Genomic DNA, 19,122 nt, shown 5'->3' with positions numbered 1-19,122 from the left:
GCCGCTTTTCATGACCTCCGCCCAGGACTACTCCAAGCTGCGCGCTCAGCTGGCCACCCTCACCACCGAGGCGTTCCGGCCCGAGCTCGCCGACATCGACCAGCTGCCCACCCTCGAGATCGCCCGGATCATGAACGGCGAGGACGAGACCGTCCCCGCCGCAGTCGCCGCGCAGCTGCCGCGGATCGCCGCCGCGATCGACGGCACCGCCGAGCGGATGTCCCGCGGCGGCAGGCTGATCTATGCGGGCGCGGGCACGGCGGGGCGGCTCGGCGTACTGGACGCGAGCGAGTGCCCGCCCACCTTCAACACCGATCCGGACGAGATCGTGGGCCTGATAGCGGGCGGCCCCTCCGCCATGGTCAAGGCGGTCGAGGGCGCGGAGGACAGCAAGGAGCTGGCCGCCGCCGACCTGGACGCGCTGGAACTGACCGCGGACGACACGGTGGTCGGGATTTCCGCGTCGGGCCGCACGCCGTACGCCATAGGCGCGGTCGAGCACGCCCGCGCCCGCGGCGCGCTCACCATCGGCCTGTCCTGCAACGCGGACAGCGCGCTCGGCGCGGCCGCCGACCACGGCATCGAGGTAGTCGTCGGACCCGAACTGCTCACCGGATCAACGCGGTTGAAGGCCGGTACGGCGCAGAAGCTGGTCCTCAACATGATCTCGACGATCACGATGATCCGGCTCGGCAAGACGTACGGAAACCTGATGGTCGACGTCCGCGCCTCCAACGAGAAGCTGCGCGCCCGCTCGCGGCGGATCGTCGCGCTCGCCACCGGCGCGTCGGACGAGGAGATCGAAGCCGCGCTCGCGGCCACCGACGGCGAGGTGAAGAACGCGATCCTGACCATCCTCGGCTCGGTCGACGGCCCCACGGCGGCCGACCTCCTCGCCAAGTCTCACGGCCATCTCCGCGCGGCGCTGCAATCAGCCGGTACGCATTGAACTTCCCCCTGAACTTCCCCCCACAGCAAGGCACCCCCCACCCATGGCAACCGACTCCGCAGACAAGAACAGCGCCATCGCCGCCGCGATCCTTCCCCTCGTCGGCGGCGCCGGGAACATCTCCTCAGTCGCCCACTGCATGACCCGCCTCCGCCTCGGCCTGCACGACCGTTCCCTCGTGCAGGACGAGGCTCTCAAGGCTCTCCCGGCCGTCATGGGCGTGGTCGATGACGACACGTACCAGATCGTGCTTGGCCCGGGCACGGTCGCCCGGGTCACCCCGGAGTTCGAGGCACTGGTGGCGGCGGCGCCTGGGACCGCCGCCGGTGCCGGACCCAGGACCGCCGCCGGTGCCGGACCCGGGACCGCCCCGGGGACCTCACCCGGGACCGGCCCCAGGACCGGGCCCAGGACCGCCCCCGGGACGGCCGAGGACCTGGCCGCCCACGGCGCCGCCATCAAGGCGGCCCGTAAGGCGAAGAACTCAACGCCCTTCAAGCTCTTCCTGCGCCGTATCGCGAACATCTTCGTACCGCTGATCCCAGCCCTCATCGGCTGCGGCATCATCGCCGGTCTGGGCGGGCTGCTGACCAACCTCGGCCTGCTGCCGGCCCTGGTCCCCTCGCTCGCCGCGATGGCGTCCGGCTTCATGTCGCTGATCGCGGTCTTCGTCGGCTACAACACGGCGAAGGAGTTCGGCGGTACGCCGATCCTGGGTGGCGCGGTCGCCGCGATCATCGTCTTCCCGGGCGTCGCGAACATCGAGGCCTTCGGCCAGAAGCTCTCCCCGGGCCAGGGCGGCGTGCTCGGCGCGCTGGGCGCGGCGGTGCTCGCGGTGCACGTGGAGAAGTGGTGCCGCCGCGCGGTGCCTCAGTCGCTCGACGTCCTTCTCACCCCGACCCTCACGGTCCTCGTCTCCGGCCTGGTCACCATCTTCGGCCTGATGTTCGTGGCCGGTGAGGTCTCCACCGCGATCGGCGACTTCGCCGACTGGCTGCTGGCCAACGGCGGCGCGGGCGCGGGGTTCGTACTCGGCGGCCTCTTCCTCCCGCTGGTCATGCTCGGCCTGCACCAGGCGCTGATCCCGATCCACACCACGCTGATCGAGCAGCAGGGCTTCACGGTCCTGCTGCCGATCCTCGCGATGGCGGGCGCGGGCCAAGTCGGCGCGGCGGCGGCGGTCTATCTGCGGCTCCCCCGCAACACCTCGATCCGCAACACCATCAAGTCCGCGCTCCCGGCCGGTTTCCTGGGCGTGGGCGAGCCGCTGATCTACGGCGTCTCGCTCCCGCTGGGCCGCCCGTTCGTCACGGCCTGCGTCGGCGGGGCGTTCGGCGGCGGCTTCGTCGGCCTGTTCAACATGCTGGGCGACAAGGTCGGTTCCACGGCGATCGGCCCTTCGGGCTGGGCCCTGTTCCCGCTCCTCAACGGCAACAGCGGCCTGGGCGAGACGATCGCGGTCTACGCGGGCGGGCTGCTGGTCGGCTACGCGGGGGGGTTCGTCGCGACGTACTGGTTCGGCTTTACGAAGCGGATGCTGGATGAGCTCAACGGCGCGGAAGCGCCGCCGCGGACCGCGCCCACGAAGGAACCGACCCCGGTCAACCCATAACCGGGGCTCCGCCCGGTTCACCTTGCGAGAGACTAATAGGTCTGACCTGGGGAAACGGGCAGTTTTCGAGGTAGCGTGCACCCCTGGGCGCCTGACATCGAGACCGGACCGTTACCGTTCCAGGGTCAGGCGCGTCAGTGCTCGCGCGGCCGGACAGGTGCGCGGGTGGCAGCGTTGCGCCACCACCACAAGCCACGGCAGGCAGGCTCAGAGAGCGCGAAGAATGCCCCGCACTGTGCGCACCAGGGCAGCCCGTTCTCAGGGTCCACAGGGCATCCGGCGCGACAGTGGGGGCACTCTTCCATGCGTCCTACCTCAGATCGAACTCTCCGGCCTTGACGGCTGCGGCGAGCGTCGCCCATCCGTCCGTCGTCATGGTGACGATGGTGTCGGGCCGCTCAGAGTCCCGCAACGCCACGACACCCGGAACGTTCAATGCAACCTGCGGGCAGTTGTTCACCTTGGCGTCACGGCACGCCTGCGTGCCGATGAACTCGAAATCGGGTGCGTCCATGGTGCCTGTCCCTTCCCTCTGAAGGCGGGGAATCGGTCCCCGCGCCGTATTGCAGAGCGCCCCCAACTGCGGTAGCAGCAAGCACAGTTGGGGGCGCGGCCCGTACCGGACGGCGGCGACCGGTACGGGGGCATTCGTTGCGGCCCTTGCCCGGAATGGCCGCCATCGGGCTTCTTGCTGGGGCGCCTGGGCGCCTACTCGTCGCGCGTCACGCGCGCATGGTCGGTCACGACACGGCGGAACACGTCATGCCCAGTGCTGCTGGTATGGCGTAGACACCAGGCCTGTGCCGCTTCCTGGTCGTCCAGGGGGCCGGAATTCTCGGCACAGTTGGGCGCAGTGCAGAACGCCTCGAACGTGACTCCGCCTTCCGGCACGTGCCGGATGGTGTGGTTCACGAATCGGATTACTGAGCGGGTCATGATTCCCCCAGGGCCTGGCGAGTTGCCTTGCACGGCGGGCATGAGCAGGGCGGGAATCCGAATCCCTTATCCGACGGATTGCCGGGGGGACACAGGTGCGTTGCCTTGCCCTGAACTTCCGTCCGGGCGCCTGTCTCGCCATTGATCCGATACACAGCAATCGTGATGGTGGCCACGTGATTAGGCGCCCTTTCCGGTCACCGCATCGCGCGATTTTTCGCCCAGCGAGACGAGCACGTAGGGCCGGACCATGGTCAGGGGCCGTTCCCAGGGGGCAGGCGGGAACCACTGCGCGCGAGGCTCCGGCAGGGTCGGCACGCATGGGGCGCGCCTCGCTCGATGCCTGCGGGCTGCGACCAGTCGGGCGCCGCAAACGTCCGGCGTCGGCTGCCGCTTGACCCGCGGAAATACAGGCTGGACGGACGGAACGGAGTGCCTGCGATGCCTGCCCAGCTCTCGCCGGCCTAGCAGTACCCCGCTCACCCAAACGAGTGCGCGGGCGATATGATCTGTCACTGTCGTCGCTCCTTCGAAGCGTCGGCCACGCCCCAGGACCGTTAGCGCGGTCGCTGGGGTACTTGCGTCGGACCACGCTGCCGACCCTTGGACAACTGCACCACGGCAGAACTGCCGCATTGATGCGGCATGTTGGCGGCACCCGGTACCCTGACCAGGGCAGATGGCATCCCGGACGGGAGAGCGGCATGGCAGGCAAGCGGCAGCGTCTAGCACAGCGCCGGAAGGCGTGCGGCCACACGCAAGAGCAATTCGCGGATGCCCTGAAAGTGGATCGCACTACGGTGCAACGCTGGGAGCGGGGGGAGGTTGACCCCCAACCGCATCAGCGCCCGAGAATGGCAAGGGTCCTGCAACTCACGTCCAGAGAATTGGACGAATTGCTAGCCTCCGATGTACCCCCGCCGGTACTTGATGATTCCTGGATTTCGCATGGCTCCCCTGTCGAAGATGACGAAATGGACGCCTGGGAGTTGGCGCGACGGGTACAGGCGAGCGACGTCGGGTCAGAAACCCTCGCTCGCCTAGAGCGCGCCTTTGATGAGTTGGCCACGGCCTACCCGGCGTCTCCGCCACAGGAACTCTTGAAGCGCGTAAGGCGCCACTCATCCTATGTCGTGCGCCTACTCGATACGAAAAAGACGCTAGCCGAACATCGGCGTTTGCTGGTCGTTGGCGGTTGGCTGTCGCTGCTAGGCGCGACGCTCCATATCGACTTGAAACAATCCGATGCCGCAACGGCCAGGCTGCAAGCGGCCGCAACTCTCGCCCAGCAAGCGGAACATAGAGAGATTGAGGCGTGGTGCTTTGAAACCGACGCGTGGCGCGTGCTGACAGATGGTGACTACGTGCGCGCACTCGAACTCTCGGAAATTGCCCAGGACGTTGCGCCTGCCGGAACCTCTGCTCTGATTCAAGCAACTGCCCAGGAGGGGCGCGCGCGGGCGAGGCTTGGCCACGGCAAAGAAACGTATGCAGCAATCGAGCGGGTAAAGAAAATGGCTGCCTCGCTCGGTACGTCGGAGCGCCCCACAGAGCACCATTACCAGTACGACCCTGCAAAGGCACTCGCCTACACAGCAACTACCCTCGCGTGGCTGGGCGATGCTGCGGCAGAACCCTACGCACGCGAGGTTATCGCGCGCCTCAGTCCATCCAATGACATCACCAAATGGCCGCGTCGAGTAGCGTCGGCCAATATCGATCTGTCGCTAGTTCTCCTCGCGGACAACCGCCTAGACGAAGCTTGCGCCTCCGTACAGAAAGCCATACTCAGCGGGCGCGTAGTTCCGTCGAACCACTGGCGAGCGTTGGAAGTCGTCAAGGCCGTTGAGGCGAAAAAACTACCGGAAGCGTCCGACCTGCGCGAGGCATACGAAGATTTACGGGCCATCGAAGCATAAGAGGGGCAGCAGCGGTGAGCTGCGGAAGCGTGTTGAAGTCGTGTACCGGACGGGTGTCCACACAGGGCACGGCCAGATTGAGAGCGAAACCAGCGAATACGCCACCGTCCAAAAGGATGACGGTAGGTGCGTCCTGATTCCTCAAGAGGACATCGTGGTAAAGCGCCTGCCGTAAACGCGGAAAGGCCCCGGTACCGCCTCGCATTTGCGGGACGATACCGGGGCCTGATGCATGCCTGGTGGATTGGACGCGTTGGTCACCATGCCTTGCGGCGAAGCTCGTGAAGACGCAGGGCACGGCGCAGGTGTTCAATCCGGATAGTGGCCGGGCTAGCCGCATGGCGCTGCACGGTTTTCATAGCCATGTCGCGTCGTCGCGAGGACGGGGAGGCTGAGAGCCGCTGTGGTGAAGCCGGATGTCCGGCTGCCGAGGATTCGCATGGGAAGACCCTCGCGGAACCACGGCCGGGCTCCCACCGGGCTTCCCGGCCTCTAGGGGGTGGGGCCTTCCCCACCCCGGCGGATGGGAAGCCCAACTGTGACCTGACCGTTCTACCCTCCCCTCATGGTCAGCGAAGATCGGAAACGCGTCCTCGACCCCGAGCGGGACGCAGCAGCCCTGAAGGCCCTCACACACCCGTTGCGCATCCGGCTGCTCGGGCTGCTACGTCAGGACGGCCCCGCCACCGCGAGCGAACTCGCGGTCAGGACCGGGGAGTCCTCCGCCTCCACCAGCTACCACCTGCGGGTCCTCGCCAAGTACGCGTTCGTCGCGGAGGCCCAGCAGCGCGACGGGCGGGAGCGGCGCTGGCAGGCGGTGCACTCCGTCACCGCGTGGAGCAACGCGGCGATGGAGGGCTCGCCCGGCAGCCGCGCCTTCGTCAACGTCTCGCGCCGGGTTCAGATCGAGCACCTGGAGCGTTCCCTCGGCCGGCACGAGGCGGATGTCGCGGCAGGCCGGCTCGGCCAGGAGTGGGTGGAGCCGTCGGGCATCACCGATCTGGTCCTGCGGCTGACCCCCGAGTCGCTCACCGAGCTGTGGGAGGTGTTCGACCGTACGGCGGAGGAACTGGCAGCTCGCGACGAGGGTGATCCCCGCGCCGAGCAGGTCGTGCTCGTGGCCGCCGGACTCCCCCTCGCGTCATGACCGGGCCCCTGGACGCCCGTACCGCGCGCCGCCGCTTCGTCGCCGTCAACTTCCTCTTCTGGCTGCCGGTTGGCCTGTACATACCCTCGCAGGTGCTGCTCCTCACCGAGCGCGGCATGGGCCTCGCGGTCGTCGGCGGGCTCTTCGCCGTGCACTCCCTCACCGTCTCAGCCCTCGAACTGCCCACCGGCGGCCTGTCCGACGTCATCGGCCGCCGCACCGTGCTCGCCGCGGCGGGCGTGCTCAACCTGGTCGCCCTCGTCCTCCTGGCCCTGGGCACCACCGTCTGGGCGCTCGCCGTCGCCATGGCCCTGATGGGCTCCGGCCGCGCCCTGTCGAGCGGACCCGCCGAGGCCTGGTACGTCGACACCGTGCAGGCCCACTCCGGCCCCGGCGCAGAACTGCGCACGGGGCTGGCCCGCGGCGGCACCGCCTCCGCGGCCGCGCTCGCCGTCGGCACCCTGCTCGGCGGCGGTCTGCCCCTGCTGCTCGGCCTCGGCCCGGACCTGGGCGCACGGCTGACCACCGCCACCTCCGGACTGGTGCTGCCGCTCTCCGTGCCCGCGCTGCTCGGCGCGGGCGTCGGACTGGTCTTCGTGGCGTACGTGTTGACCGCCCTGCCCGAGCCGCCCCGGCCGCGGCCCACCTTGCGCGATGTGCTGCGCGGCGTACCGGCCACCGCGCTTGACGGACTGCGCCTGGGCGCGCGGGACTTCCTGATCCGCCGAGTGCTGCTGACGGCCGGCGCGACGGGCTCGGCCCTGGCCACCATCGAACTGCTCACGCCAGGACGCGCCGCCGACCTGACCGGCACCCCCGAGTCGGGCGCGGTGCTCTTCGCCTCGCTCGCCTGCGCCGGATTTGTCTGCACCGCTCTCGGCAACCACTGCGCACCACTGACCGCACGGCTGACGGGCAGCGGCGAACGCGCCGTCATGGCGGGCATCGGGCTGAGCGCGACGGGCCTGCTGCTGCTCGGCCTGACCGTCCTGTGGAACGGCCCGGCCGCCCTCACCCTCGCGGCCACCGGCTACGCCCTGGTCTACTTCGGACTCGGCGCGGCGGGCCCGAACAAGAACGACCTGCTGCACCGCCGCGTCGACAGCACAGGCCGGGCCACCGCCCTGTCCGTACAGTCCCTCGCCCTGCAATCGTCCGGCGCCCTGGCGGGCCTGGTCGCCGGTGCCCTGCCGGCCGGGCCCCTGCCCTGGCTGCCCGGCGCCGCACTTCTGCTGGCGGGTGCCCTGCTGTGGGTCCGCCGCTCCGGGCAAAAGCCCGAGGGCGGCACCCCCCTGGGAGTGGGGGTACCGCCCTCGGTCCGTACAGCGTGAACTGCCGATCCGCGCAGGATCAGAAGTCCATGTCACCGCCCGGCATGCCGCCCGGAGCGGCCGCAGAGGCCTTCTCCGGCTTGTCGGCGATGACGGCCTCGGTGGTCAGGAACAGCGCTGCGATCGACGCGGCGTTCTGCAGCGCGGAACGCGTAACCTTCGCCGGGTCGATGATGCCCTCGGCGATCATGTCGACGTACTCGCCGGTCGCGGCGTTCAGACCGTGACCGATGGGCAGGTTGCGCACCTTCTCGACGATGACGCCGCCCTCGAGACCACCGTTGACGGCGATCTGCTTCAGCGGGGCCTCCAGCGCGAGCCTCACGGCGTTGGCGCCGGTCGCCTCGTCACCCTCGAGCTCGAGCTTCTCGAAGACCGAGGAAGCCTGGATGAGAGCCACGCCACCACCGGCGACGATGCCCTCCTCGACGGCGGCCTTGGCGTTGCGCACCGCGTCCTCGATGCGGTGCTTGCGCTCCTTGAGCTCGACCTCGGTCGCGGCGCCGGCCTTGATGACGGCCACGCCGCCGGCCAGCTTCGCGAGGCGCTCCTGGAGCTTCTCGCGGTCGTAGTCCGAGTCGCTGTTCTCGATCTCGGCACGGATCTGGTTCACGCGACCGGCAACCTGGTCGCTCTCACCGGCACCGTCGACGATCGTGGTCTCGTCCTTGGTGATGACGACCTTGCGGGCGCGGCCCAGCAGGTCCAGGCCGGCGTTCTCGAGCTTGAGGCCGACCTCCTCGGAGATGACCGTGCCGCCGGTGAGGATGGCGATGTCGTTCAGCATCGCCTTGCGGCGGTCGCCGAAGCCCGGAGCCTTGACGGCAACGGACTTGAAGGTGCCGCGGATCTTGTTGACGACCAGGGTCGACAGGGCCTCGCCCTCGACGTCCTCGGCGATGATCAGCAGCGGCTTGCCCGACTGCATGACCTTCTCCAGCAGCGGAAGGAGGTCCTTCACGTTGCTGACCTTGGAGTTGACGATCAGGATGTACGGGTCGTCGAGCGACGCCTCCATACGCTCCATGTCAGTGGCGAAGTACGCCGAGATGTAGCCCTTGTCGAAGCGCATACCCTCGGTGAGCTCCAGCTCCAGACCGAAGGTCTGGGACTCCTCGACGGTGATGACGCCTTCCTTGCCGACCTTGTCCATGGCCTCGGCGATGAGCTCGCCGATCTGGGTGTCGGCAGCGGAGATGGAGGCCGTCGAAGCGATCTGCTCCTTGGTCTCCACGTCCTTGGCCTGCTCGAGCAGGGCGCCGGAGACGGCCTCGACGGCCTTCTCGATGCCGCGCTTGAGGGCCATCGGGTTGGCGCCGGCCGCCACGTTGCGCAGGCCCTCGCGGACGAGTGCCTGGGCGAGGACGGTCGCGGTGGTCGTACCGTCACCGGCGACGTCGTCCGTCTTCTTGGCGACTTCCTTGACCAGCTCGGCGCCGATCTTCTCGTACGGGTCCTCGAGCTCGATCTCCTTGGCGATGGAAACACCATCGTTGGTGATCGTGGGGGCGCCCCACTTCTTCTCGAGGACGACGTTCCGGCCCTTGGGGCCAAGGGTGACCTTGACGGCGTCGGCGAGCTGGTTCATCCCGCGCTCGAGACCGCGCCGTGCCTCCTCGTCGAACGCGATGATCTTGGCCATGTGAAGTGGTCCTCCCGGACTGGGGTGGATTCTCCGGACCGCGCTGGCGCCCGCGACGGACGGCCTGCAAGCCCTGTGGTTCCTTGCCCCACCTGGCCTGCGGACCTCACCGACACGGTCCTCGTTGTCACTCTCACTGTCAGAGTGCTAACGCAATGATTAGCACTCGACCCCCGAGAGTGCAAGCGGCTTCGAAGAAGCCTCGACGAGGGGTAGTGGTCGGTGGGGGCACCTCCCAGCGGTAGTTGGGGGGAGGGAGGGCGCAGCGGCTTCGAAGAAGCCTCGACGCGAGGGCGCAGACGCACGAGGGGCCCGCATCCCTCGTGGGATGCGGGCCCCTCGGCGTGAGTGCGTCGGTGGCCGATCGCGCCGAGATCAGACGGCGAGCTTGACCATGTCCGCCTGCGGACCCTTCTGGCCCTGCGAGATCTCGAATTCAACTCGCTGACCCTCTTCAAGGGTGCGGTACCCGTCCATCTGGATCGCGCTGTAGTGGACGAAAACATCCGCACCACCGTCGACCGCGATGAAGCCGTACCCCTTCTCCGCGTTGAACCACTTGACGGTGCCCTGAGCCATGCCTAACTCCCCTATTACTGGCCCTTGCGCAGGACCGCACTTCGCGGACCCGGGTCAGACCTCCACCCCTTGGGTGTGCGCCGGAACGCGTCGACCGCGGCTGAATGTATCTGTCCAACTGCCGTCTGCAACAGGTCAATCGGACGAGAAATCTGCGCAAGCCCGAACGGATAATTCATGTGAATTCTGTGAATTCCGGGGCAAGTCGGGCCCGACAAAAGGCGCCTACGCGACAATTCGATCGACCACTTTGGCTGACTCTTGTCGCGCGGCGACGCATTCTCATATGCGTCCGGCACGAGCAGCGGAGGGGGCTTCCCAAAGCCTACCGCGCTCAACCCTATGGAATTGCCCCCTCCGCTTCTCTTGCGGAGGGGGCAATACCGGTAACTCTGCGAAGTCAGCAGCCGCCGGCGACAGCCGGAATGATCGAGACGCCCGCACCGTCCGGTGTCGCGGTCTCCAGACCCTGCTCGAAACGGACGTCGTCGTCGTTCACGTACACGTTGACGAAGCGACGCAGCTTGCCCTGGTCGTCCAGGACACGCGCGGCGATGCCGGTGTGGTTCTTCTCCAGGTCGGCGATCACCTCGGAGAGGGTCGCGCCCTGAGCCGAAACCTCGGCCTGGCCGCCCGTATACGTACGGAGAATGGTGGGGATGCGGACGTTGACGCTCATGCTGCGTGCCTTCCTTGAGTCTCGGGTGGTCGGTCAGCCTGCCAGGCCGGCGTCGCGGAACGCGTCCAGGCTCGGGCGGATCGTCGCGGTCGGACCGGTCGTCGGCGCCACCGCGTCCAGCGTCTTGAGGCCGTCACCGGTGTTGAGGACGACGGTGGTGAGCGCCGGGTCGAGCACACCCTGTTCGATCAGCTTCTTCGTGACACCCACGGTCACGCCACCCGCCGTCTCCGCGAAGATGCCTTCCGTACGGGCGAGCAGCTTGATGGCGTCGACGATCTGATCGTCGTTGACGTCCTCGACCGCCCCGCCGGTGCGGCGCGCGATGTCCAGCACGTACGGGCCGTCCGCCGGGTTGCCGATCGCCAGCGACTTGGCGATGGTGTTCGGCTTCTGCGGGCGTACGACGTCGTGCCCGGCCTTGAAGGCCGTCGACACCGGCGAGCAGCCCTCCGCCTGGGCGCCGAAGATCTTGTACGGCTTGTCCTCGACCAGACCGAGCTTGATCAGCTCCTGCAGCCCCTTGTCGATCTTCGTGAGCTGCGAGCCCGAGGCGATCGGAACCACGATCTGGTCGGGCAGCCGCCAGCCGAGCTGCTCGCAGATCTCGTACGCCAGCGTCTTGGAGCCCTCGCCGTAGTACGGGCGGAGGTTGACGTTGACGAAGCCCCAGCCCTCGCCCAGCGGGTCGCCGATGAGCTCGGAGCAGAAGCGGTTTACGTCGTCGTAGTTGCCCTCGATGCCGACCAGCTCGCCGCCGTACACCGCGGCCATGACGACCTTGCCCTGCTCCAGGTCGTGCGGGATGAACACGCAGGAACGGAAGCCGGCCCGCGCGGCGGCGGCGCCGACCGCGCCCGCCAGGTTGCCGGTGGACGAGCAGGACAGGGTGGTGAAGCCGAAGGCACGCGCGGCCTCGACGGCGATGGCGACGACACGGTCCTTGAAGGAGTGCGTCGGGTTGCCGGAGTCGTCCTTGATGTACAGGCCGCCGGTGACGCCCAGCTCACGGGCGAGGTTGTCGGCCTTGACGAGCTTGGTGAAGCCGGGGTTGATGTTCGGCTTGTCGGCCACGTCGGCGGGGACGGGCAGCAGCGGGGCGTACCGCCAGATGTTGTCCGGACCCGCTTCGATCCGCTTCTTCAGCGCCTCGGGGTCTTCGCCGGGGAGGTCGTACGCGACCTCGAGCGGCCCGAAACAGGAGGCGCAGGCGAAGATCGGGCCGAGCCCGAAACGCTCTCCGCACTCGCGGCACGAGAGCGCCGCGGCGGGACCGAGGTTCACGGGAGTGGTGCTTTCGACAGTCTGCACAGCCATGGAGGCGAGGCCCTTTCTCCTCATCTTCCCCGTGGCGCATTTCGCCACGAGACGGAATTGGCACCTTCCCCACCGTGACCTCGCGGTCGGCGGGAGGGTTGCCGGGGCTTCAACGGGCCGTTCCCTCTGCCCCTCTGGATGAGCGGTATTCGATTGTCAGCGTGACGACCCCCGACATGCGACGGTCATCCGCGTTGTTCAAGACTGTAACCGAAGGCCCGGATGGTTGAGATAGTCGTCCGAACCTCGAGATGGATCATCCGACCGGAAGTCTAGGGAGACGCGCACGTGCTCGATGAGGTGGAGCGCTGGCTGGTCCGGCGGTCCTGGGCCGCGGCCGACCGCCCACTTGACCTGCTGCTTACCGCCAAACGCTCGACGACGGTCAGCGTGGTGCTCCCCGCCCTGAACGAGGAGGCGACGGTCGGCGAGATCGTCACCGTGATCCGCCGCGAGCTGATGGAGGCCGTGCCGCTCGTCGACGAGCTGGTCGTCGTCGACTCGGGCTCGAGCGACCGTACGACCGAGGTGGCCGCGGCGGCCGGAGCTCGCGTGGTGCACCGGGACGCGATCCTGCCCCGAATACCCGCGGTCCCCGGCAAGGGCGAGGTGCTGTGGCGCTCGCTGCTGGCGACCAGCGGCGACATCGTGTGCTTCGTCGACGCGGATCTGCGGGAGTTCTCCGCGGACTTCGTCTCCGGGATCGTGGGCCCACTGCTGACCGACCCCGATGTGCACTTCGTCAAGGCGATGTATGACCGGCCGCTCGGCGACCGCGCAGGTCAGGGCGGCCGGGTGACCGAACTGGTGGCGCGTCCGCTGCTGAATCTGCACTGGCCGCAGCTGGCCGGGTTCGTCCAGCCGCTGGGCGGGGAGTACGCGGCGCGGCGCTCGCTGCTGGAGCGGCTGCCCTTCCCTGTCGGTTACGGCGTGGAGCTCGGCCTGCTCGTCGACGCGCTGCACACGGTGGGCCTGGACGCGCTGGCGCAGGTGGACGTCGGCTCGCGCAAGCACCGTCACCAGGACGGGCAGGCGCTGGGCCGGATGGCCGCGGCAATCTACCGTACGGCTCAACTCCGGCTCTCCCGCGGCCACTTGGTGCGTCCTGCGCTCACGCAGTTCGAGCGGGGCGAGGGCGGCTTCGAGCCGCGGACGTACGCGGTGGACACGGAGGAGCGGCCGCCGATGCGCGAGATCGGTGAGTACGCGGCGCGTCGCGCGGCATAAGCATGGATCGCTGGTCGTTTTGTCTACATTTCCCAGTTATGGGCATGAGAGACGTACGACACACGAGGACGGCACGACCAATGACGTACACACGTTTGAGCGTTTGTGGGACGGGCTAGGTTTCGCGACATGGTCTCCGAGCACGCTGCTGCCCAGGTCCTCGTCGCGTCGAACCGCGGCCCGGTCACATACACGCTGAGCGAGGACGGTTCGCTCGACGCGCGCCGCGGCGGGGGCGGGCTGGTCTCCGGCCTGTCGGCCATCGGCTCCGAGGCGGCGGCGCTATGGGTGTGCGCCGCGCTCGGCGACGGCGACCGCGAGGCGGTACGGCGCGGGGTCGGCGAGCCCGGGGTGCTGATGCTCGACATCGACGAGGCCGTCCACTCCGACGCGTACAACGGCATCGCCAACTCCGTGCTGTGGTTCGTCCACCACATGCTGTACCAGACGCCGCTGGAGCCGGTCTTCGATAAGGAGTTCCGCCGGCAGTGGGCGTCGTACGAGACCTACAACCGGGCCTTCGCGGACGCGCTCGCGGCACAGGCCGCCGAGGGGGCGGCCGTCCTGGTGCAGGACTACCACCTGGCGCTGGTGCCCGGCATGCTCCGCGAGCTCCGTCCCGATCTGCGGATCGGGCACTTCACGCATACGCCGTGGGCGCCCGTCGACTACTTCCGGATGCTGCCCGACGACATCGCGGAGCAGTTGCTGCGCGGCCTGCTCGGCGCGGACCGCGCCTGTTTTCTGACCCGGCGGTGGGCCGATGCCTTCGTCTCCTGCTGTACGGAGCTGTTGGGCGGCACCGGCAGCACGGAGATCGGGGTGCACGGGCTCGGTGCGGACGCGGACTTCCTGCGGGAGCGGGCGCACCGGCCGGACGTGGACGAACGGCTGGCCACGCTGCGTGAGCAGGTCGGCCCTGGGCGCAAGACCATCGTGCGCGTCGACCGCACCGAGCTGTCCAAGAACATCGTGCGCGGGCTGCTGGCGTACCGGCAGCTGCTGGAAACCCGCCCCGAGTGGCGCGAGCGCGTGGTCCATGTCGCCTTCGCCTACCCCTCCCGGCAGGACCTGGCGGTCTACCGCGAGTACACGGCGGAGGTCCAGCGCCTGGCGGACGAGATCAACTCGGCGTACGGGACGAAGACTTGGATCCCGGTCGAGCTCCATGTGAAGGACGACTTCGCGCGCTCGCTCGCCGCGTACCGGCTGGCGGACGTGGCTCTGGTCAACCCGATCCGGGACGGCATGAACCTGGTCGCCAAGGAGATCCCGGTCGTCTCGGACGAAGGCTGTGCGCTGGTGCTTTCGCGGGAGGCAGGGGCGTACGAGGAACTGCGCGAGGACGCGGTGACGGTGAATCCGTACGACGTGTCGGGCACGGCGGACGCGCTCCACGTGGCGCTGACGATGCGGGACGACGAACGGTCCCGGCGCACCAAGCGGCTGGCGGCAGCGGCAACCGCGCTGCCGCCGCAGAAGTGGTTCCTGGACCAGCTGCGGGCGCTGCGCGAGGGCGCGTAGGAGGCCCGGGTCGTGCGCGCCTTGCGCGAGGGCGCGTAGGAGGCCCTGGCACGCACAAACCCGGACCGGCGCGAGCGCGAACGGCTGCCCGGGCCGGCTAGAGGTGCTGGGCCAGCGAGCCCAGGAACTCCACCACCGCAGGCGGCCCCGGCAGCAGCAGGTCGGCGCGGTCCGCGAGTTCCGGGACCTCCGTGCTGCCGCTGCACACCAGCAGGCCGGGCACGCCGTCCGAGCGGAGCTTCTCGACGGCCGCGAAGGCGGGCAGATCGCCGAGGTCGTCACCGGCGTACAGCACGGCCTCGGCTTTCACCTCGTGTACGTACTCCGCCAGGGCCACGCCCTTGTCCATGCCGGGCGGGCGCAACTCCAGGACCATGCGGCCCGGCTCCAGGATCAGTCCGTGGCGCGCGGCGAGCTCGGCGAGCGGGCCCCGCAGCGCCTCGAACGCCGCCTGCGGGTCGGAGGCGCGGCGCGTGTGCACAGCGACCGCCTGGCCCTTCTCCTCGATCCAGGTGCCCTGCCACGCTCCGACGGCGTCCAGGACACCGGGCAGTTCGGCGCGGGCAGCCGCGACCCCGGGGTGCGGGGCGGGGGTTTTGACCGTGCTGCTGACGGCGTCCCAGCGCTCGGCGCCGTAGTGACCGAGGACGACCAGGTGGTCCAGGCCCGGCACTCCGGCGAAGCCGCCGTACCGGACCGCCACACTCGCGGGCCGTCCGGTGACCACTGCGACAGAAGCGACTCGTGGCGCGAGCGCGGCGAGCGCGGGGACGGCGCCGGGGTGGGCCCGGGCCTGTTCGGGGTCGAGCACGATCTCGGCGAGCGTGCCGTCGAAGTCGAGGCCGACGACTGCCTTCTGCGGCCGGGCCAGAATCGCGGCCAGGCCGTCGCGGCCGGCGGGGGTGGACGGCGTCGGCAGGGGATGCGCGTGCGAAGAGCTGCCCATGCCCCGACCCTATCGGCGACTTCGTCTGTCGTCCCTGACACGGCGAAGCCGATTGACGGTTACCGGGTCATGGGCGAGGGCGCGCTCGTCGTCGATCAGGGCGTTGAGGAGCTGGTAGTAGCGGACCGGGGAGATGCCGAGCTGCTCCCTGATGGCGCGCTCCTTCGCGCCGGGCCCCGGCCAGGACGTGTGCTCCATGGCCAGAACGGCACGGTCGCGCTCGGAGAGCACCTCGCGCGCCCCCCGCGTCTCGATCTCCTCGATCTCCTCGATCTCCTCGATCTCCTCGATCTCCTCGATCGCCTCGTCGTCGGTCATACGATCCAACATATCGGCGGCGCGGCACCCCGGGCTTCCTACTCCGCCTACTCCGCGTTCTCCGCGAGGGTGGCGTCCCGGCCGATCTTGCCGAGGACGGATGCCGGGACGCCTTCAGGCTCGACGGCCTGGCCGATGTTCTTCTTGATGTTCTCGCTGACCGCCGCCCACGACGTCTTGCCGACCGGCGGAAGCACCGAGGTGGGGAGCTCGTCCAGGAACTCCTTGAGGTCCTGGTGCTCCGGGTCCTTCTCCATCGCCTCGGACGCGGAGACCGTCACCGGCAGCAGATCGTTCTGACCGGCGAAGTCGAGGACGTTCTTGTCGCTGAAGACGAAGTCCAGGAACTTGCCGACCTCGGCCCGGTGGCCGTTCTGCTTGAAGCCCATGATCCAGTCGGCGACGCCCATCGCGGCCTTCGGCTTGCCGTTGCGGCCGGGCATGGCCACCTTGCCGACCTCGATGTTGGCCTTCTCCGCTTCCTGCATCAGGGAGGGGTGGCCGTTGAGCATGCCGACCTCGCCGCGGGTGAAGGCGGCGAACGCGTCCTTGCGGTTCAGCTTGGCGGGGGCGACCGGGCCGGTGAGCTCGGCGTCGACGAGGTTCGTCTTCAGCCACTTGAAGGTGGCTATGTTCTGCGCGGAGTCTATGGAGTACTTGCCGACCGGGTCGGTGTATCCGTCGCCGCCGCTGAGCAGCCACATCATGGTCTCGGCCTGGGCCTCCTCGGGCCCCAGCGGCAGGGCGAAGGGGTACTTCGCGTCCGTGTTCGCCTTCAGCTTCTCCGCGTCTTTCCTGAGGTCGTCCCAGGTCTTCGGGTCTTCCTTTATCCCGGCCTCTTTGAAGAGCTTCTTGTTGTAGAAGAGCAGCCGGGTGGAGGCGACGAACGGCAGACCGTACTGCACGCGCTTCATCTCGCCCGCGTCGGTGAGCGGGGTGAGGAAGTTGGACTGTACGGGGATGGAGAGCAACTGGTCGGCGGAGTACAGCTTGCCCGCCGCTGCGTAGTCGGCGTACGCGCCGATCTGGGCGATGTCGGGGGCCTTGCCTGCCTTGACCATCTCGGCGACCTTGCGGTCGACGTCGTTCCAGGACTCGATCTGGACGTCGATCTTGATGCCGGGGTTCGTGGACTCGAACTCGGTGGCGAGGTCGGCCCAGTACTTCTTGCTGCTCTGGCCGCCGGCCACGTCGTAGTCGGCCGCCACCAGTTTGAGGGTGACATCGCCGGAACCGCTGGAACTGCCACAGCCCGAGAGGGCCACCGTCATGCCAAGTGCGGCGATCACCGCGGTCAGACCCAAGAAGCGACGCTGCACCGCTCTTCCCCACCCTCTGCTGTTGCGTGCCCGTGTCGTCCCAGCCGGTCCCCCGTGATGTCCTCTGAGATGAGCTGCGATTTTCCACCATGTGGACGGATGAGGTCTACTCCAATGCATATCACTTCTACAACGCCTGCCCCTGGGCCGGCGGGCATTGCCCGGGTACGCCGCGGCCTGCTAAGCACGTGGCGGCACGAAGTGGTCGGTGTGCCGGTCCCGAGTTACGCGTACGTCGCTAGGAGCCTTGCCGCATGTCCCGTACCGCAGCAGAGATAGCCACCCAGCCCGCCTGCTGGCGCCGAGCGGCCGAAGCCGCCGCCGCCTTCGAAGGACTGCCGGAGCCGGGTGAGCGGGTCGCCGTCACCGGGTGCGGTACGTCCTGGTTCATGGCGATCGCGTACGCGGCGCTGCGGGAGGCGGCGGGGCTGGGCGAGACGGACGCCTTCGCCTCGTCGGAGTTCCCGTCGGGGCGTACGTACGACCGCGTCGTCGCGATCACTCGCTCGGGGACGACGACGGAGGTCCTGGACCTGCTGACCGAACTGCACGGCAAGGTGCCGACGCTGGCGCTGACCGCGGACCCGAAGACGCCGGTGATGGACGCGGCGGACGCGGTGGCGGTGCTGGACTGGGCGGACGAGGAATCGGTGGTCCAGACCCGTTTCGCCACGACCGCGCTGGCCTTCCTGCGGGCCGGTCTGGGTGACGTCCCCGGGGTGAAGTCGGTCGCCGATGCGGCGGTCGACGCGGAGCTCGCGCTCACGGAGCCGCTGCCGGAGGCGGTGGTCGGGGCGGAGCAGTGGACGTTCCTGGGGCGGGGCTGGACGTACGGGCTCGCGCTGGAGGCGGGCCTGAAGATGCGCGAGGCGGCGGGCGCGTGGACGGAGTCGTACCCGGCGATGGAGTACCGCCACGGCCCGATCTCGATCACCGGCCCGGGCCGGGTGGCGTGGGTCTTCGGCGCGCTCCCGGAGGGCCTGTCCCTGGACGTGGCGCGGGTCGGCGGCACGCTGGTGGCCCGCCAGGAGGCGGACCCCCTGGCGGACCTGATCCGCGCGCAGCGGCTAGCGGTGACGCTGGCGGAGTCGCGGGGCTTCGACCCGGACCGGCCGAGGAACCTGACGCGCAGCGTGATCCTTTCCTGACGGGTCCACGCGGTGCGGGTGGGGGTGCCGCTGCGCGGGGCTTGTCCCCTGCCCCGCCCCTTCCCGGCTGTGTCAATTTGCGGCTCCGCCGCGTGGGGGGGCGCTGCCCCCAGGCCCCCCTGGCGGGGGAGGAAGACGTGGGGGCTGACGCCCCCACACCCCCGTGCCACTCCAGCGGCTTCGCCGGGGAGCCCAGGAAGGCGGGGCTAGCCTCCGGCCGCTCGGGCGGCTTCGCCGGGGAGCCCAGGAAGGCGGGGCTAGCCTCCGGCCGCTCGGGCGGCTTCGCCGGGGAGCCCAGGAAGGCGGGGCTAGCCTCCGGCCGCTCGGGCGGCTTCGCCGCCGAGCCCACAAGGCGGGGGCTGAGGCACCCCTCGGGCGGGCCCGGACCGGGTGCCTGCTGGTGGGGAGGGGCCGTGCAGGGTCGTCCCCGCAGGGGATCGGCGGCCGGACGCGGTGATCAACACGGACCCCTTGATGCCGCCGACCCCGAGGAGTCGAGCCCGGAGGGGCACCGGAACCCGCACCACAC

The 19,122-nt window shown here is 69.1% G+C and carries 17 protein-coding genes and 1 riboswitch; of the genes, 8 read left to right on the top strand and 9 right to left on the bottom strand.

The annotated features are described in order from the left end of the window. Positions 1-10: 10 nt before the first annotated feature. Together murQ and QFZ67_RS21365 are read left to right on the top strand one after the other, a co-directional pair. Positions 11-949: an N-acetylmuramic acid 6-phosphate etherase gene (murQ, locus tag QFZ67_RS21370; RefSeq protein WP_307662678.1), complete on the top strand. Its 939-nt coding sequence runs from the start codon at positions 11-13 to the stop codon at positions 947-949. 43 nt (positions 950-992) lie between these two features. Next, on the top strand, positions 993-2,561 hold the full coding sequence (locus tag QFZ67_RS21365) for a PTS transporter subunit EIIC (protein WP_307662677.1): 1,569 nt from the start codon (positions 993-995) through the stop codon (positions 2,559-2,561). Positions 2,562-2,871: 310 nt separating this feature from the next. Here QFZ67_RS21365 and QFZ67_RS21360 read toward each other — a convergent pair whose 3' ends face one another. Continuing rightward, complete coding sequence (locus QFZ67_RS21360) at positions 2,872-3,075, bottom strand: DUF397 domain-containing protein (RefSeq protein WP_307662676.1); 204 nt, start codon at positions 3,073-3,075, stop codon at positions 2,872-2,874. Between the two features lie 194 nt (positions 3,076-3,269). Then, positions 3,270-3,473, bottom strand: coding sequence for a hypothetical protein (locus QFZ67_RS21355; RefSeq protein WP_307662675.1), 204 nt, complete (start codon positions 3,471-3,473; stop codon positions 3,270-3,272). Between the two features lie 728 nt (positions 3,474-4,201). On the opposite strand from QFZ67_RS21355, the gene QFZ67_RS21350 reads away from it, so the two are divergent. From QFZ67_RS21350 to QFZ67_RS21340, 3 genes are all read left to right on the top strand, one after another. After that, a complete protein-coding gene (locus tag QFZ67_RS21350) occupies positions 4,202-5,416 on the top strand; it encodes a helix-turn-helix transcriptional regulator (protein ID WP_307662674.1) in 1,215 nt (404 codons plus the stop codon). 565 nt (positions 5,417-5,981) lie between these two features. Then, positions 5,982-6,563: a helix-turn-helix domain-containing protein gene (locus tag QFZ67_RS21345; protein ID WP_307662673.1), complete on the top strand. Its 582-nt coding sequence runs from the start codon at positions 5,982-5,984 to the stop codon at positions 6,561-6,563. Then, positions 6,560-7,894 (top strand): MFS transporter, encoded by a 1,335-nt coding sequence (locus QFZ67_RS21340; protein ID WP_307662672.1) that lies wholly within the window; start codon positions 6,560-6,562, stop codon positions 7,892-7,894. The genes QFZ67_RS21345 and QFZ67_RS21340 overlap by 4 nt, the downstream gene beginning before the upstream one ends. A gap of 19 nt (positions 7,895-7,913) precedes the next feature. On the opposite strand, the gene groL is transcribed toward QFZ67_RS21340, so the two are convergent. From groL to thrC, 4 genes are all read right to left on the bottom strand, one after another. After that, positions 7,914-9,536 carry a chaperonin GroEL gene (groL, locus tag QFZ67_RS21335; protein WP_307662671.1) on the bottom strand — a complete coding sequence of 541 codons (1,623 nt, stop codon included), beginning with the start codon at positions 9,534-9,536 and terminating at the stop codon, positions 7,914-7,916. A 375-nt stretch (positions 9,537-9,911) separates the two neighbouring features. Next, positions 9,912-10,115 (bottom strand): cold-shock protein, encoded by a 204-nt coding sequence (locus tag QFZ67_RS21330; protein WP_005315736.1) that lies wholly within the window; start codon positions 10,113-10,115, stop codon positions 9,912-9,914. Positions 10,116-10,515: 400 nt separating this feature from the next. Further along, positions 10,516-10,794 (bottom strand): MoaD/ThiS family protein, encoded by a 279-nt coding sequence (locus QFZ67_RS21325; protein ID WP_307662670.1) that lies wholly within the window; start codon positions 10,792-10,794, stop codon positions 10,516-10,518. A 33-nt stretch (positions 10,795-10,827) separates the two neighbouring features. Then, a complete protein-coding gene (gene thrC / locus QFZ67_RS21320) occupies positions 10,828-12,111 on the bottom strand; it encodes a threonine synthase (RefSeq protein ID WP_307662669.1) in 1,284 nt (427 codons plus the stop codon). 17 nt (positions 12,112-12,128) lie between these two features. Continuing rightward, positions 12,129-12,256, bottom strand: a riboswitch (SAM riboswitch). Between the two features lie 143 nt (positions 12,257-12,399). Here thrC and QFZ67_RS21315 point away from each other — a divergent pair. Then, positions 12,400-13,338 (top strand): glucosyl-3-phosphoglycerate synthase, encoded by a 939-nt coding sequence (locus tag QFZ67_RS21315; RefSeq protein ID WP_307662668.1) that lies wholly within the window; start codon positions 12,400-12,402, stop codon positions 13,336-13,338. A 129-nt stretch (positions 13,339-13,467) separates the two neighbouring features. Continuing rightward, entirely contained in the window at positions 13,468-14,862 is a 1,395-nt protein-coding gene (locus QFZ67_RS21310) for a trehalose-6-phosphate synthase (RefSeq protein ID WP_307662667.1), read from the top strand. 97 nt (positions 14,863-14,959) lie between these two features. Here QFZ67_RS21310 and otsB read toward each other — a convergent pair whose 3' ends face one another. From otsB to QFZ67_RS21295, 3 genes are read right to left on the bottom strand one after another with little or no spacing between them, the layout of a single operon-like run. Continuing rightward, positions 14,960-15,808 carry a trehalose-phosphatase gene (gene otsB / locus QFZ67_RS21305; protein ID WP_307662666.1) on the bottom strand — a complete coding sequence of 283 codons (849 nt, stop codon included), beginning with the start codon at positions 15,806-15,808 and terminating at the stop codon, positions 14,960-14,962. A gap of 9 nt (positions 15,809-15,817) precedes the next feature. Beyond that, positions 15,818-16,126 (bottom strand): DUF3263 domain-containing protein, encoded by a 309-nt coding sequence (locus QFZ67_RS21300; RefSeq protein ID WP_307662665.1) that lies wholly within the window; start codon positions 16,124-16,126, stop codon positions 15,818-15,820. A gap of 47 nt (positions 16,127-16,173) precedes the next feature. After that, positions 16,174-17,397 carry an ABC transporter substrate-binding protein gene (locus QFZ67_RS21295; protein WP_373430235.1) on the bottom strand — a complete coding sequence of 408 codons (1,224 nt, stop codon included), beginning with the start codon at positions 17,395-17,397 and terminating at the stop codon, positions 16,174-16,176. A gap of 302 nt (positions 17,398-17,699) precedes the next feature. Here QFZ67_RS21295 and QFZ67_RS21290 point away from each other — a divergent pair, with 302 nt between their 5' ends. Then, positions 17,700-18,593, top strand: a complete 894-nt coding sequence (locus QFZ67_RS21290) for an SIS domain-containing protein (protein ID WP_307662663.1) — start codon at positions 17,700-17,702, stop codon at positions 18,591-18,593. The last annotated feature ends 529 nt before the right edge of the window (positions 18,594-19,122 follow it).

It is taken from the genome of Streptomyces sp. V1I1, from assembly GCF_030817355.1.
GTDB lineage: Bacteria > Actinomycetota > Actinomycetes > Streptomycetales > Streptomycetaceae > Streptomyces.
The sequence above is the reverse complement of the archived record's forward strand: the minus strand, read 5'-3'. Positions and strand labels throughout refer to the sequence as shown.

Excerpts from the sequence above, each read along its gene's own strand:
- QFZ67_RS21345 (WP_307662673.1), top strand. The coding sequence starts at position 5,982 with ATGGTCAGCGAAGATCGGAAACGCGTCCTCGACCCCGAGCGGGACGCA.
- QFZ67_RS21330 (WP_005315736.1), bottom strand. The coding sequence starts at position 10,115 with ATGGCTCAGGGCACCGTCAAGTGGTTCAACGCGGAGAAGGGGTACGGC.
- QFZ67_RS21360 (WP_307662676.1), bottom strand. The coding sequence starts at position 3,075 with ATGGACGCACCCGATTTCGAGTTCATCGGCACGCAGGCGTGCCGTGAC.
- QFZ67_RS21340 (WP_307662672.1), top strand. The coding sequence starts at position 6,560 with ATGACCGGGCCCCTGGACGCCCGTACCGCGCGCCGCCGCTTCGTCGCC.
- thrC (WP_307662669.1), bottom strand. The coding sequence starts at position 12,111 with ATGGCTGTGCAGACTGTCGAAAGCACCACTCCCGTGAACCTCGGTCCC.
- QFZ67_RS21325 (WP_307662670.1), bottom strand. The coding sequence starts at position 10,794 with ATGAGCGTCAACGTCCGCATCCCCACCATTCTCCGTACGTATACGGGC.
- QFZ67_RS21295 (WP_373430235.1), bottom strand. The coding sequence starts at position 17,397 with ATGACGGTGGCCCTCTCGGGCTGTGGCAGTTCCAGCGGTTCCGGCGAT.
- QFZ67_RS21310 (WP_307662667.1), top strand. The coding sequence starts at position 13,468 with ATGGTCTCCGAGCACGCTGCTGCCCAGGTCCTCGTCGCGTCGAACCGC.
- QFZ67_RS21300 (WP_307662665.1), bottom strand. The coding sequence starts at position 16,126 with ATGACCGACGACGAGGCGATCGAGGAGATCGAGGAGATCGAGGAGATC.
- groL (WP_307662671.1), bottom strand. The coding sequence starts at position 9,536 with ATGGCCAAGATCATCGCGTTCGACGAGGAGGCACGGCGCGGTCTCGAG.
- QFZ67_RS21350 (WP_307662674.1), top strand. The coding sequence starts at position 4,202 with ATGGCAGGCAAGCGGCAGCGTCTAGCACAGCGCCGGAAGGCGTGCGGC.
- otsB (WP_307662666.1), bottom strand. The coding sequence starts at position 15,808 with ATGGGCAGCTCTTCGCACGCGCATCCCCTGCCGACGCCGTCCACCCCC.
- QFZ67_RS21365 (WP_307662677.1), top strand. The coding sequence starts at position 993 with ATGGCAACCGACTCCGCAGACAAGAACAGCGCCATCGCCGCCGCGATC.
- QFZ67_RS21290 (WP_307662663.1), top strand. The coding sequence starts at position 17,700 with ATGTCCCGTACCGCAGCAGAGATAGCCACCCAGCCCGCCTGCTGGCGC.
- murQ (WP_307662678.1), top strand. The coding sequence starts at position 11 with ATGACCTCCGCCCAGGACTACTCCAAGCTGCGCGCTCAGCTGGCCACC.